Origin of the sequence: Pelosinus fermentans DSM 17108, from assembly GCF_000271485.2 — a bacterium.
In the GTDB taxonomy this organism is placed as follows: domain Bacteria; phylum Bacillota; class Negativicutes; order DSM-13327; family DSM-13327; genus Pelosinus; species Pelosinus fermentans.
Genome location: NZ_AKVN02000001.1, coordinates 1,858,442 through 1,873,279, shown reverse-complemented (window position 1 = coordinate 1,873,279; position 14,838 = coordinate 1,858,442). Strand labels below are relative to the sequence as shown.

At 38.6% G+C, this 14,838-nt stretch carries 13 protein-coding genes; 2 read left to right on the top strand and 11 right to left on the bottom strand.

The features are described from left to right. Positions 1 to 31 precede the first annotated feature (31 nt). From tatC to lon, 9 genes are all read right to left on the bottom strand, one after another. Positions 32 to 781: a twin-arginine translocase subunit TatC gene (tatC, locus tag FR7_RS08305; protein WP_007930588.1), complete on the bottom strand. Its 750-nt coding sequence runs from the start codon at positions 779 to 781 to the stop codon at positions 32 to 34. A gap of 10 nt (positions 782 to 791) precedes the next feature. Next, positions 792 to 983: a twin-arginine translocase TatA/TatE family subunit gene (locus FR7_RS08300; RefSeq protein WP_007930589.1), complete on the bottom strand. Its 192-nt coding sequence runs from the start codon at positions 981 to 983 to the stop codon at positions 792 to 794. A gap of 139 nt (positions 984 to 1,122) precedes the next feature. Further along, positions 1,123 to 2,076, bottom strand: a complete 954-nt coding sequence (locus FR7_RS08295) for a polyprenyl synthetase family protein (protein ID WP_007930590.1) — start codon at positions 2,074 to 2,076, stop codon at positions 1,123 to 1,125. 378 nt (positions 2,077 to 2,454) lie between these two features. After that, on the bottom strand, positions 2,455 to 4,083 hold the full coding sequence (locus FR7_RS08290; protein WP_007930591.1) for an L-lactate permease: 1,629 nt from the start codon (positions 4,081 to 4,083) through the stop codon (positions 2,455 to 2,457). A 274-nt stretch (positions 4,084 to 4,357) separates the two neighbouring features. Continuing rightward, positions 4,358 to 5,986, bottom strand: a complete 1,629-nt coding sequence (locus FR7_RS08285; RefSeq protein ID WP_007930592.1) for an L-lactate permease — start codon at positions 5,984 to 5,986, stop codon at positions 4,358 to 4,360. A 348-nt stretch (positions 5,987 to 6,334) separates the two neighbouring features. Then, positions 6,335 to 6,805, bottom strand: coding sequence for a siroheme decarboxylase subunit beta (gene ahbB, locus FR7_RS08280; protein ID WP_007930593.1), 471 nt, complete (start codon positions 6,803 to 6,805; stop codon positions 6,335 to 6,337). Between the two features lie 45 nt (positions 6,806 to 6,850). Continuing rightward, positions 6,851 to 7,303 (bottom strand): siroheme decarboxylase subunit alpha, encoded by a 453-nt coding sequence (gene ahbA, locus FR7_RS08275; RefSeq protein ID WP_007930594.1) that lies wholly within the window; start codon positions 7,301 to 7,303, stop codon positions 6,851 to 6,853. 277 nt (positions 7,304 to 7,580) lie between these two features. Next, on the bottom strand, positions 7,581 to 8,216 hold the full coding sequence (gene yihA, locus FR7_RS08270; RefSeq protein ID WP_007930595.1) for a ribosome biogenesis GTP-binding protein YihA/YsxC: 636 nt from the start codon (positions 8,214 to 8,216) through the stop codon (positions 7,581 to 7,583). Beyond that, the gene (gene lon, locus FR7_RS08265; protein WP_007930596.1) at positions 8,209 to 10,530 is read right to left on the bottom strand and encodes an endopeptidase La; all 2,322 of its coding nucleotides are present in this window, start codon (positions 10,528 to 10,530) and stop codon (positions 8,209 to 8,211) included. The genes yihA and lon overlap by 8 nt, the downstream gene beginning before the upstream one ends. Before the next feature lie 294 nt (positions 10,531 to 10,824). On the opposite strand from lon, the gene FR7_RS08260 reads away from it, so the two are divergent. Both FR7_RS08260 and FR7_RS08255 read left to right on the top strand, forming a co-directional pair. Beyond that, complete coding sequence (locus FR7_RS08260) at positions 10,825 to 11,364, top strand: hypothetical protein (RefSeq protein WP_007930598.1); 540 nt, start codon at positions 10,825 to 10,827, stop codon at positions 11,362 to 11,364. Continuing rightward, complete coding sequence (locus tag FR7_RS08255) at positions 11,365 to 12,843, top strand: AAA family ATPase (protein ID WP_007930599.1); 1,479 nt, start codon at positions 11,365 to 11,367, stop codon at positions 12,841 to 12,843. A gap of 60 nt (positions 12,844 to 12,903) precedes the next feature. Here the strand turns inward: FR7_RS08255 and FR7_RS08250 are convergent, their stop codons facing one another. Beyond that, positions 12,904 to 13,098, bottom strand: a complete 195-nt coding sequence (locus FR7_RS08250) for a DUF378 domain-containing protein (RefSeq protein WP_007930600.1) — start codon at positions 13,096 to 13,098, stop codon at positions 12,904 to 12,906. Between the two features lie 20 nt (positions 13,099 to 13,118). After that, positions 13,119 to 14,795 (bottom strand): ATP-dependent protease LonB, encoded by a 1,677-nt coding sequence (gene lonB / locus FR7_RS08245; protein ID WP_007930601.1) that lies wholly within the window; start codon positions 14,793 to 14,795, stop codon positions 13,119 to 13,121. Between the last annotated feature and the right edge of the window lie 43 nt (positions 14,796 to 14,838).

Below are 14,838 nucleotides of genomic sequence, written 5' to 3'. Positions count from 1 at the left end.
TATAACGTCCTTTCATTGGCTTTTATAATTATTATTTCTTCAAAATATATTTTACAATCAAAATACTAAGTTCATATAATACAATTACGGGTACAGCTACCATCGTCTGGGAAAAAACATCTGGAGTAGGTGAAATTACAGCACCTATCACAAATGATAACACCAAAACATGTTTACGCTTGTCCGTTAAAAAACTCGAACTTATGAGACCAAATTTAGCCATAACAATGATAAATAACGGTAACTCAAAGATAAAACCAAAAGGCAATAAAAAAGAAATGACAAAAGATAAATATTCACCTAACGATAACAACGGTTGAAGATCTTCCGTGGCAAAACCCATGAAAAACTTAATTCCCGCCGGTAAAACAAGTGCATAGGAAAAAGCAAGTCCTATAAAAAATAACAGCACTGAGGAAGGTACTAAAATAATAGAAGCCAAATGCTCTTTCTTCGTTAACGCAGGCACAACAAACGCCCAAATTTGATACAGAACAATCGGCAATGCTAATAGAAAACCCGCAAAAACAGATACTCTGATGTAGGTAAAAAAAGCTTCTGCCGGACTCATATAATATAATTTACCAGCAGGAGCCGTAATATAGTGTACTAACTCGGCAGCATAAAAATAACTAATCAGACTCCCTGCAGCCACAGCTATAATAATAATAATCAGCCTGCGCCTTAATTCCTGGAGATGTTCCACTAAAGACATTCCGTTATCAATAGCAGCATCCTCAAGCTGATCATTATCCTTATCCGTATTTATTATATCCGCCATTGAGTATTCCTCACTTTTTATCTTCTGCCTTACTCTCTTCTTTGGTTACAGGATCTTCTTTACTCTCCCCAGTTGTAGCCTTTTTAAATTCCTGAATACCTCTCCCTAGAGCTTTACCAACTTCCGGAAGTTTTCCAGGACCGAAAACAACAAGTGCGATTACTAATATTAATACCAATTCAGGCATACTAAAACTAAACATTGATACATAACCCCTTTCAACGTAAAACTTATTTATTTATTATACCTAAAATCCTCTAAAAAGAAAAGACTTGGCCCGCACCAAGTCTTCCCCATTCATTACACTTTCACAATAAATCTTATCTATGCAAACCATACGTTTAATAATTACGCAAACCTACAAAATCAGCTACTGCAATAAATGCTTCCCTATGTTCTCCCAATATGTTGGCAGGTATAACATTACGTGCATATTGTAAATAATCTGCAACACGGCTGTAGGAATACTCGATTGCATCCGTTTCATGAAGAATCGCCAAGCCGCGTTTAATTTTCTCTTCCGACATATTCTTAGTTTGTACAATTTCTTGTAACTCTTCCTTATGTGGGCTATGCTCCAAAGCATAAATGATAGGCAATGTTACAATTCCTTGTCGTAAATCATTACCAACAGGTTTACCAATTTGTTCTGAAGATGCGGTAACATCTAAAATATCATCTGTGATTTGAAAAGCCATTCCTAATGAGTATCCATATTCCCGTAAGGCTTTCGTTTCGTCTATAGACAGTCCCACTGCCAAACCGCCTAACTCACAGCTAGCTGCAATAAAATCAGCAGTTTTTTGTTCGATACGTCCTAAATAATCACTTTCCTTCTGATTAGTCTGGAAAGTACTTCGATTCTGATTAATCTCGCCTTCGCACATTGAACAAATTACATCTGTCAATACTTTAAGCATTTCGCTGCTAGCCTTATTTGCCACTAGGGAAAAAGCTTTAGCAAATAAATAATCACCGATTAATACCGATGAATGATTGCCCCAACAAGAGTTAGCAGTTGCTTTCCCGCGACGAGTTGCTGCGTTATCAATCACATCATCATGAACTAAAGTAGCCATATGTATTAATTCAATAGCAATCGCCATTGGCATTATTGCTTCCATATCAGCTACCCGGCTTTTTGTGCACATAAAATACAAAGCAGGACGCAATCGTTTGCCACCAGCTTCTATTAAATGCTTGCTAATATCCGTTATTAATTTTTCAGGAGAGTGTATGACAGAAAGTAATTCCGTTTCCAATAACATTAAATCACTTTTTACAATATCAAACATCGAATTTTTATCCACTATTTTAATCACCTACACGCAAAGTCTGTTACTATAATACACTATTATCTGTCTTTACGTCTATTGCTTTTTTAAATTTTTCGACAATCTCTAAGTCAAACTATTAAATAATATTGTAAAATATCATATAAAATGACAATTTTTCTTATATTTCGTGGAAAAAATATCGTTTTATTATGGTTACCGGACCAATTTTAAGAAGGTGTTTCCTCCTTTTAATTATCGTGCATTATGGAGTCGCTAATAAAACGTATTTCTGAAAACCTTTTTTGAGCTGCTTGTTAATTTAGTAAAGTAAAAATACTGGGTAAAGAATAATCTACACCCAGTATTTCATGTGTTATTTTACTATTATTTATTATCTTAAGGAATCATCCAATTTAGCCAATATGCTTGTACATAAGTCATGATACCAACAATAACAGCTAACACTAGGGAATGTTTAACTGTGAAACTAAATAAATCCCCTTCTTTGCCAACAAGCCCAGTTGCTGCTGTAGCCACGGCGATACTTTGTGGTGAAATCATTTTACCACAAACACCACCTGATGAATTTGCTGCTACTGCTATAATCGGATCAATGCCAACCTGTTGTGCAGTAACAGCTTGCAAATTGGAAAATAAAGCATTGGCAGAAGTATCGGAACCAGTCAGGAATACGCCTAGCCATCCTAAGAAAGGTGAGAAAAAAGGAAATAAAGAACCTGTACCTGCAAGGAATAATCCTAGAGTAGAAGTCATCCCTGAATAATTCATAACATAAGCCAAACCAAGCACACTGGGAATCGTAATAAATGGCTTTGTCAATTGCTTAAAGGTTTCAGCAAAAATAGAGATAAATCTGCCAGGTCCAACCCCCAGTACTGCTGCTGTAAATATGCTGGCAATAAATAATCCCGTACCTGCAGCACTTAACCAATTGATCTTATAAAGAGCTGCCATAGGTGTTGCTTGCTTGACAATCGGTGCAACCTGCACAATCATCTTATCCAACCCTGGTACCAGCCATTTAACGGTTACTGCGTCAAGAACTGCAACTACAGGATGTAAGCCCCATAAAATCACCATTATAATTAAAATAATAAATGGTGACCACGCTTTTAATACCTTACCAAATGTTAATACCGATCGATTAATAGCCAGAGTGGGAGGCGGTTCATTTTCAAATCGCCAAATACTTGCGGGCTTCCAACTTCTTAAAAATATTGTTAAAGCAATAATACAAGCTAGAGAAGATAAAATATCAGGAAGTTCTGGTCCAATATAATTGGAAGAATACCATTGTACACCAGCGAATGATATACCTGCTATTAAACAAGCCGGTAAGACTTCTTTCATAGCCTTCCAACCAGACATAAGAACAATTAGCCAAATAGGGATAATCACTGAAAGGAACGGCAATTGTCTTCCCACCATAGCACTAATTTTCATTACATCTATGCCTGTAACTTGTCCTGCAACAATAATCGGAATTCCGATAGCACCAAAGGCTACAGGAGCAGTATTAGCAATCAAGCATAATCCTGCTGCATATAAAGGATCAAAGCCAAGACCTACCAGCATTCCAGCAGAGATTGCAACAGGAGCACCAAAACCTGCTGCTCCTTCTAAAAAGGCACCAAAACCAAAAGCGATTAACAAAGCTTGTAACCGTCGGTCATCCGTAATGGTGGCAATAGAATCTTTTATAATTTCAAATTGCCCGGTCTCAACAGTTAAATTGTAAATAAATATAGCCGTGATTACAATCCAGAAAATGGGAAAAATTCCATATAAGGCTCCCATAGCTGCTGCTATAATGGCAAGATTGACAGGCATTTGATAGGCTAAGACTGCTACCAATATGGCAGAAATCAAGGCCATCACACCAGCAATTTGCCCTGCAGTGCGACGAACCGCCAATAAATAGAACATCACGATAATCGGAATAGCTGCTAATAATGCGGAAAAAACTAAACTATGCATCGGGTCATAGATTTGTGTCCATTCCATGATTTAATATGCACTCCTTTTACGTTGAGATTTCAACTATTACTAATTGCATATAGCGTCTTTGCTATGTCATGCATGCTTCAATAGACAAGATTTCATTTTGACTTCTTAGTCTACTTGCTTAGTTTGACCAAAAGCAAAATATATATTAATTAAAAATAAAAAAAATAGCTGCGCACCTTTTCATTCAAGTGCACAGCTATCTAATTTTTCATTAGTCATTGCCAGTTTCTGTTTACTATCTATCACAACCTATTACGCGCATTACTATGAATCAGGGGATCATCCAACTGAGCCAATAAGCCTGTGCATAGGTTATGAGACCTACAATCACTGCCAAGACTAGGGAATGTTTTACTGTAAAGCTAAACAAGTCGCCTTCTTTGCCGACTAATCCTGTAGCTGCGGTAGCTACAGCAATACTTTGCGGAGAAATCATCTTGCCGCAAACCCCGCCTGATGAATTTCCCGCTACTGTTAAGATCGGATCAACACCAATCTGCTGCCCGGTAACGGATTGTAAATTGCCAAATAAAGCATTGGCAGAAGTATCGGAGCCTGTTAAAAATACTCCTAGCCACCCTAAAAATGGAGAGAAGAATGGAAATAGCGAACCTGAACCCGCAAGGAATAGACCTAGAGTAGAGCTCATTCCTGAGTAATTCATAACGTAAGCTAAACCTAGAACACAAGGAATGGTGATCAAAGGTTTCAATAACTGTTTGAAGGTTTTTGCAAAAACAGCAATAAATCGGCTAGGACCAACACCTAAAACAGCAGCGGTAAGAATACTTGCAATAAATAATGCTGTACCTGCAGCACTTAACCAATTGATTTTATAAAGAGCCGCTAAAGCTACTGGTTGTTTTGCAATAGGTGCAACCTGTGTAACAAGTTTATCAAGACCTGGTACTATCCAATTAATAGTTACAGTATTTAATGATGCTACTACCGGTTTTAAACCCCATAAAATGACCATTACCGTTAAAATGATAAAAGGAGACCATGCTTTTAAAACCTTGCCAAGAGTCAAGGCAGCTCTGTCAGCGACAAGAGTCGGTGCTGGTTCATTTTCAAAGCGCCAGATATTAGCAGGTTTCCAATATTTCAAGAATATTGTCAAGGAAACAATACATGCAAGTGAAGATAAAATGTCGGGAAGTTCTGGCCCGATATAATTAGAAGAAAACCACTGTACGCCAGCAAAGGATACGCCAGCTACTAAACATGCAGGCAATACCTCTTTCGCAGCCTTCCAGCCAGACATTAAAACCACCAACCATATCGGAATGATAATTGATAGAAATGGTAATTGCCGCCCTACCATAGCACTAATTTTCATAGTATCGAGCCCTGTAACCTGGCCAGCAACAATGATAGGAATACCAATGCCGCCAAAAGCTACTGGAGCAGTATTGGCAATCAAACATAATCCTGCAGCATATAAAGGATTAAAGCCAAGCCCCACCAGCATACCCGCAGAAATTGCCACAGGAGTTCCAAATCCTGCTGCGCCTTCCAGGAAAGCACCAAAGCCAAAAGCAATTAAGAGAGCTTGCAGGCGGCGATCATCCGTAATCGTCGCAATAGAGTCTTTAACAATTTGAAATTGTCCCGTCTCTACTGTAAGGTTATAAATAAAGATAGCCGTAATTACAATCCAGAAGATAGGGAATATTCCATATAAAGCTCCCATAGCAGCTGATGTAATAGCTAACCCTGGAGGCATTTGATAAACAAAAATAGCAACTAATACAGCAGAAACTAACGCTAAGGCGCCAGCAATTTGTCCAGGAGACCGTCGAATAGCCAGTAAATAAAAAATTACGATAATGGGAATAGCTGCCAATAATGATGAAAGAGCAAGATTCTGCATAGGATCATATACTTGCGTCCAATTCATTCAGTAACACCCCTTTCTATTTACCTTATTAACGATTAGATGAAGGATATAATAATGCCTTATGAGCTTCAGGTAATATACTCTCACCTCCTCATCCCCATTTAGTTTTATGAATCCTTACAAGTTATGCACCTCCTACATAAATAATGTCTTTTTATCAATTTAAGTAAATTATCAAAAAATACAGAATTTTTATTCTATTTATTTTCCAATTTTCTACACTTACTAATCAATCCCCTCTTTTTTTACTGCTCAATAATAAATTACTTTTTTCACTATATTAAATACTAAAATAAGCAGCAGCACATGTGTAATCCATGTGCTGCTGCTACGGTTTATTATTGATGATTAGTCTTTAAAATATTGCATACTAATTTTTTTCCATTCTTTAGTGCTAAATAGCATGACATATTCCTGCAACCCTGTACGCTTAGCGATATCTTCCGCTAGCACCTTACAGTCCTTACGGGTATGAGCATGAAGCATTGTATAAAAATTATAGGGCCAGCCAGGTTGGGATATCCTCGCATAGCAGTGGGATACTACTGCATCCTTTGCCAACATTTTTCCGATTTCAACAATACGCTCCTCAGGAACAATCCACGCACATAATGCATTGGCTGCATAGCCAACTTCCCGATGTCTAAGAACAGCTCCCATTTTACGAATCTTACCTGATTGACGGTATTCTTTCAATCTACCCAATAGTTCATCTTCATGAATCCCTAACCTTTCCGCTATTTCCCGATAAGGTTCAGCCACTAAGGGAAAGTCTTCCTGCATAATCACGATAATCTTTTTATCTAATTCATCCAGCATAAGTCACCTCTTTTCCAGCTTATTTGAAGTCCGCTCTCACATTTTCTAGGTTAAAGAAAACTGTACACTCACTTTAAACTTCTGAGTAGCTGGCAAATTTAGCAACCGTACGACACCATCAAGATTACGAATGGTTTCTAATATTTCATCTTGTTTCAAAAGATTTGGACTTAATAGCGTAAACCACAGATTTAAATCTGCTTCACGTTCATAGTTATGAGTAACTCCATAATAAGAATTAATCACTCCTGCCACTTGGGCAAGATACTCCTTTTTTACCTCTAATGCCACTAAAGTGCCAATATAACCGAGCTTGGTGGAATCAAAAAAAGGACCGATGCGGCGAATGAATCCTTGTTCTTTTAAAAATTTTAGTCTTTCAATGACAATTGTTTCCGTTGTTTCTAGTTTTTTTGCCACTAACGCGAAAGGACGCTTCTCAAAAGATAAATCTGTTTGAATAATATTCAATAAACTCTTATCAAATGCAGTAAGCATAAACAACTCCTTTTTATTTATTTTGTACCAAATAACCCTTATGAAACAGTCAGAATGCCATAACATGGTAAGTGTAACGGCGCTTAGTAATAGATAACATTCTGATTGATATATACAAAGTAAACATATCCATCTTATAAAATTCCATTCTATATATCTTAAAAGAAAAGAACCTGGATTGCACCAAGTCCACTCCTTTGCTCAAAATCAACAGTGAATTGTTAGTTATTCCATCAAAAAGGAGAACAGCCGATGCTATTCTCCTTGTATTTATATTTCATTTTAACAGAATCTGCCCAATTACGTCAAGTAACTCTGGACGTCCTAAACCTTTTTCGGAAGAATAGGCAATAATATGATCACCTTTCATTCCTAATCCCTTACGAATTGCTTCCACATTTTTTTTAACAGCCATCCGATTGAGTTTATCGGCTTTTGTTGCAATGACTTGCACTGGTACATCATTTTCAATTAACCACTTATAGGCACTAATATCGCTCTGCATTGGATCATGGCGGATATCAATTAACTGACATACCAGTTGCAGCCTGGGAGACTTTAATAAATATTCTTCAATAAACTTTGCCCATTGCTGCCGATTGGATTTACCTGTACGGGCATAGCCATAACCAGGTAAATCTACCAGAAAAAAATCACGTTTATCCGTATCACTGAGTTTAGCCATCAGTTTATAAAAATTAAGGGTTTGGGTTTTCCCTGGGCTGCCGCTTGTACGCGCTAATCCATTACGCCTCGATAATGAATTGATCAATGAAGATTTACCTACATTGGAGCGTCCCATAAATGCAATCTCATGCAGTTCACCTTCGGGATACTGATCGATTTTTACAGCGGAAGCGATATATTGCCCACTGGTAATATTCATATCTTTCTTTATTACTTCACTATTCACTTTTGCTCACCAATGCCGCTTTTAGCACCTCATCCATGTGTTCCACCAATACGAATTCCAAGTGTCTTTTTACATTTGCAGGTATCTCGTCTATATCCCGTTTATTTTCTTTCGGCATGATGATCGTCTTAATACCAACACGATGAGCAGCTAATACTTTTTCTTTAATACCACCTACAGGCAGAACTCGCCCTCGTAAGGTGATTTCTCCCGTCATTGCAACATCACTGCGCACAGCCCTGTTAGTCAGCGCTGAAACCACTGCTGTAGACATACTAATGCCTGCTGAAGGTCCATCTTTAGGAATACCACCTTCTGGTAAGTGAATATGGATATCTGTTTCCTCCTGGAAATTTCCATCAATACCCAATTCCTGAGCACGAGTACGAATGTAGCTAAAGCCTGCTTGTGCCGATTCTCGCATAACCTCACCCAGCTGACCTGTCAGCAGTAATTTACCCTTGCCCTTCATAACAGAAACCTCAATTGCAAGAACATCTCCTCCGACTTCAGTCCAAGCCAGTCCTGTACTCACTCCTACCTGAGGCTGACGCTCAGCCTGAGTATGGCGATATCTAGGAGCACCTAAATAGGTGTGCAAATTTTGTGCCGTTACTTTCACATTCGTACGTTTTTCTTGCACAATTTGACGCGCTACTTTACGGCATAACGTAGCGATATTTCTTTCCAAGCCACGCACACCTGATTCTCGAGTATAATCACCAATGATTTTTTGTAAGGTAGTATCAGAAAAAACAATCTGTTTATCCGTTAATCCATGATCCCGAACTTGTTTAGGAACTAAATAGCGTTTTGAAATCTCGACTTTTTCTTCTTCCGTATAACCAGGAATATTAATAATTTCTATACGATCGAGCAGCGGTCGAGGAATGGTATGCATCACATTTGCAGTTACTACCCATAGAACTCTGGAAAGATCATAAGGCACTTCTACGTAATGATCACTAAATGTATTATTTTGTTCCGGGTCTAAAACCTCTAACAACGCTGCAGACGGGTCACCTCTAAAGTCCGCACTCATTTTATCAATTTCATCGAGCAAAAATACTGGATTTTTTGAACCAGCAGTACGTATCCCTTGAATAATTCGACCAGGCAGGGCTCCAACATAAGTACGGCGATGGCCGCGAATTTCAGCTTCATCTCTTACACCACCTAAAGAGACTCGGACAAATTTTCGATCCATTGCCTTAGCAATCGAACGAGCCAGAGACGTTTTACCTACACCGGGAGGTCCCACAAGGCAGAGAATTGGTCCTTTCATGGTTTCTGTCAATTTCCGAATCGATAAATATTCTAAAATACGTTCTTTTACTTTTTCTAGACCATAATGATCTTCATTCAATATTTTTTCAGCATTATTAACATCCAGCATGTCTTCAGTCTCTTTGGTCCAAGGCAGTGCCAATAAACAATCAAGATAGGTACGGATAACAGCGCTTTCTGCCACCATCGCCGGCATTTTTTCAAGACGTTCAATTTCTTTATTAATTTTTTCTGCAACTTCCTTAGGAAACTCTTGCTCTTTAAGTTTATTTCTGTATTCTTCCACTTCAGCTGCCCGATCGTCTTTTTCACCTAATTCTTTTTGAATCGCCTTTAGCTGCTCACGCAAATAATATTCTTTTTGTGTTTTTTCCATTTGTTTACGCACACGAACACTGATTTTCTTTTCCAATTCGAGAATTTCCATCTCACGCCCAAGAATTTCGCATAATTTCTCCAAGCGCTCTTTTACATCAACAGCATCAAGCAATGCTTGCTTGTCTTCAATTTTAAGAGATAAATGGCTGGCAATCAGGTCTGTTAAACGACCTGGTTCTTCTACGACTACAACTGAAACCAAAGTCTCCGGTGGGATTTTTTTACTCAGCTTTACCCATTGCTCAAAATGGGCAATGGCTGTACGGGTTAAGGCTTCTATTTCCAGAGTACGTGTTTCTGGTTCATCAAATTCCTTAACTTCTACTTGATAAAAATTTTCCGAATCCGTATACTTTATTACTTCAGCACGGTGCAATCCTTCTACTAGTACTCGAATCGTACCACCAGGCAGCTTTAATAATTGCTTAACCTCAGCTACGGTTCCAAATGTAAAGATCTCCTCTGGCGTTGGTGCATCATTCTGCGCATCTTTTTGAGTAGCAAGCATAATGAAGCGATCATTTACCATAGCTTCTTCCAATGCACTAATCGATTTCTCACGACCTACATCAAGATGGATAATCATATATGGGAAAACTAAGATGCCTCTAAGGGGCAACAGCGGTATGGTGCGTACTTTATTCAGCATAAAATTAATCTCCTTTAAATTGTCCTTATCCTATTACTATTATTTTCATCCTTAACATTTATAAATATTCTTATTTACCCTGCAAAAATCCTTTTTGTATAAAATAAAAAACGCAGAAAATAGTAGAATTTTACCTTTTACACCATTTGTAATCAATAGTATAATATATTATGTTAACTAGATAGATTTTATTCATTGATTTAGTCCAAGAGCTAAGTCAAGATTCTCTTTTAGGAAAGTGACGTTTTCACAGGGCAAGGCTTCTTGATCATGGTATTTGAGAGGGGAAAATATATGAATTGGCAAAAATACAACTGGTCAATTATTATCATCAGTGTCCTATTCACCTTCGCTGCTGCCAGCAGCAGCTATTATTTTTGGCAACAGCACACAATGACGAAACCATTAACATTAGCCATAGAAGAAATCGAAGGTGTGGAAGCTGTAACCTTAAACAACCAAGACAAAGCTCAAACCGTTTTAGAAATTCATGTGACCCTTAGCAATATCAATAATCTGCAAACAACTTACGAGAGTATCAATCACACCATTAAGACGAACATCGGGACCAAACGATATAAACTCATCCTTAATGATCATAAGACCCCCGCCTTGGAGGAGTTTTATTATTCCATTCATCATCAAATTTTTGAAGGGCTCGCCACAGGAAACTTTAGCACCATGTATAACAGCGTTCAAGAAAAGGCTATTGCTTCTGATATAAAAGTACAAGTATATATAGATACGAATTATCTATATCTTCAGCTCACCACTGCAACGGGGAATCTCTATCAGGTAATCCCCAGACAATTAGATGACAAAGAGGTGAGATAAATGTATTTAACAGAGTTGTGTATAGGTACAGTCGCAGGCCTTCTCTTTTTTATGCTTTGGCAGGGATTTGATGGCATCCTAGTATTTTTTGTTGCAACACTCATTATTGCTGGGATCTACTTTTATTATGCTAACGTTACTAAGAAGTCTTTTGCTGTGAATAAGAAGGGACTATCTACCTCTTCCCTCATCCAATTTGATGACATTGGCGGCCAAGAAGTGGCAAAGCAAGAATTACGAGAAGCCGTAGAATTTATAAAAGATTCAACTCGTCTTAGCCATCTAGGCATCCGTCCACTAAAGGGCGTTTTATTAAATGGTCCTCCAGGAACGGGGAAAACCCTTTTAGCAAAGGCAGCAGCTCAATTTACAGATTCCGTTTTCCTTTCGGCTAGTGGCTCAGAATTCGTAGAAATGTACGTCGGGGTTGGTGCACAGCGTGTACGTCAATTGTTCCAATCTGCCAAATCCCTCGCCAAGCAGCAACGTAAAGATAGTGCAATTCTTTTCATTGATGAATTAGATATTCTGGGAGGAAAACGGGGGCAGAATGCAGGTAATACAGAATATGACCAAACCCTAAATGAACTTTTGGTACAAATGGATGGCCTCTCTTTTGATGACAGCGTTAAGATATTAATTATTGGCGCTACCAATCGCATCGACATCCTTGATTCAGCCTTACTGCGCCCAGGACGTTTCGATAGACATGTAAAAGTAGAACTGCCTGATAAAAAAGGACGTTTGCATATCCTTAGCCTGCATACTAAAAATAAACCATTAGCAGCAGATGTCTCATTAGAAACACTTGCCGCAAATACCTTTGGCTTTTCAGGAGCCCATTTAGAAAGCTTAACCAATGAAGCAGCAATTCTGGCTCTGCGTGAAGAAAAGGTAACCATCACATCTAAGCACTTTCAAAGTGCGATTGATAAAGTAATCATGGGTGAAAAGTTAGATAGAAGACCTAACACACTGGAGAAACAACGTATTGCTATCCATGAAGCAGGACATGCATTAGTAAGTGAAATCACACGACCTGGTTCTGTGGCAACAATTAACATTGCTTCTCGCAGTAATGCCTTAGGTTATGTAAGACAAACAACATTAGATGATACGTATTTATATACATTGGATGTCATTAAAAATAAAATTGCGGTAGCACTAGCTGGTGCAATCGCTGAAGAGATAAACTTAGGCAATCGTAGTACAGGTGCATCCAATGACTTTAAGCAGGCAATCGACTTAGCAAAAGAGATTATTCATAATGGCATGTCAACATTAGGCATCATATCCGTAGAAGATCTTGCAAAGGATCTTTTACATGCCACTATAACATCCATTATAAAGGAAACAGAGCAGTATGTTTATACCATTCTCTCTAATCGCCAAACCACCCTGCAAGCAGCAGTCGCCTTATTGTTAGAAAAGGAATGCCTGAATGGTGATGAATTCAGAGCATTATTAACAACATCTTAAATTTTTAATAGCAAGATAGCCTTCTTTATGTAGAAGGCTATCTTGCCAACCTGCAATATCTTATGCTGACCTTCTGCCTCTATTTAGAAAACTGATGGACCAGATACCTGATAAGCCCACTAATACATAGATAATGCGACTTAAGAAAGAGGTTTGCCCGCCAAAAATGGTGGCTACTAGATCGAACTTAAACAGTCCCACTAAAAGCCAATTCAGAGCCCCAACAATGACCAGAATTAAAGCAATTCTATCCATATCTTTACCACCTTATAAACTTAAATTTCCATACCTGCCGCTGCTAAAATTTCAGGCTGAGGTATTATAGTATCTTTGTGAAGTATATCGACTGTTTTTATTAAAGCATTTTCGATAGCTTCCTCAAGAGATTCAATTGCTATGACTTGAACAGCTAGTCCCTGATAAGACTCTTGCCAATTGTCTTTTGGTATCAAAACCCGGCACGCTCCAGCTTGCTCCGCTGCATAGATCTTGGCACTTACCCCACCTACGGGGCGAATTAAGCCGCGAATGGAAAGTTCTCCTGTCATAGCTACTTTATTATCAACGGGAATTCCCTTAATGGCAGAATAGATTGCAACTGCCATTGTCACTCCTGCCGAAGGACCATCCACAGGACCTCCACCTGGAAAATTCACATGGATATCATAGCTATGTATATCCATTTTATAACAATTGGAAAGTACAGTCATAACATTTTCCAAAGAACATTTCGCCATGCTTTTACGGCGTATGGTACGACCCGGTACATCTAATTCTTCTTCATCAACCACGCCAGTTATGGTAAGTTTACCAGTTCCTGAAACGGCTGTTACTTCAATTTCGGTAATTGCCCCTATGTCAGCCCCGTGTACTGCCAATCCATTGACGAAGCCAACCTGAGGGGCATCAGGGACTTTCTTTTCCGGTCGTCTGCTATAGTGTCCAAAATTTATGACCCATTCTACATCTTTACAAGTGATGGACTGCCTAGACTCATTAATCGCAACGCTTGCAGCAATTTGCACAATATTAACACCATCACGACCATTGGTAGAGTATTGTTTAATCACTTCAACGGCTTTGTCCTCAATCGGAAAATTAAGTTTTTTAGCAGCATTATACACAATCCTGCTCACTTCATCGGCTAATATGGGACGGAAAAAGATTTCTACACATCGCGAACGGATAGCAGGAGGAATATCCTGGGGCATACGAGTTGTCGCCCCCACTAAGCGAAAATCAGCTGGCAAACCATTCTGGAAGATATCGTGGATGTGACTTGGAATATTGGTATCCTCACTATTGTAATAGGAGCTTTCTAAAAACACCTTACGATCCTCTAAAACTTTTAGCAGCTTATTCATTTGGATATGATGCAACTCACCAATTTCATCAATAAATAACAATCCACCATGAGCCTTCGTTACTGCTCCAGCTTTTGGCTGAGGAATGCCAGCCACCCCTAAAGGACCTGCTCCTTGGTAAATGGGGTCATGTACTGTACCAATTAAAGGATCTGCAATTCCACGTTCATCAAAACGAGCTGTCGTAGCATCCATTTCAATAAACTTTGCATTCGATGAGAAAGGCGATAAACTATTGCGCTTAGCCTCTTCTAGTATCAGTCTTGCTGCTGCTGTCTTACCAACCCCTGGCGGTCCATACACTAACACATGCTGAGGATTAGGTCCGCATAAAGCTGCTCTTAATGCTTTTAAACCGTCTTCTTGCCCAACAATTTCAGCAAAAGTCGTGGGTCGAGTTTTTTCTGATAAAGGTTCCGTTAATGAGATTGATCTCAGTTTCTGCAATTTGTCAATTTCTTTTTTTGATTCTCGTTCAACTGCTACCCGGTTTCCTTGTTGTGATCGCAGTAAATTCCAAAAATACAATCCGATAACAACTGCAAAAAAGAATTGTATTACTGTAACAATATTTATCGCATAATCCACTGATCCAAAACCTCCTCCCCAACAATTCTGATTCTGATTTTAG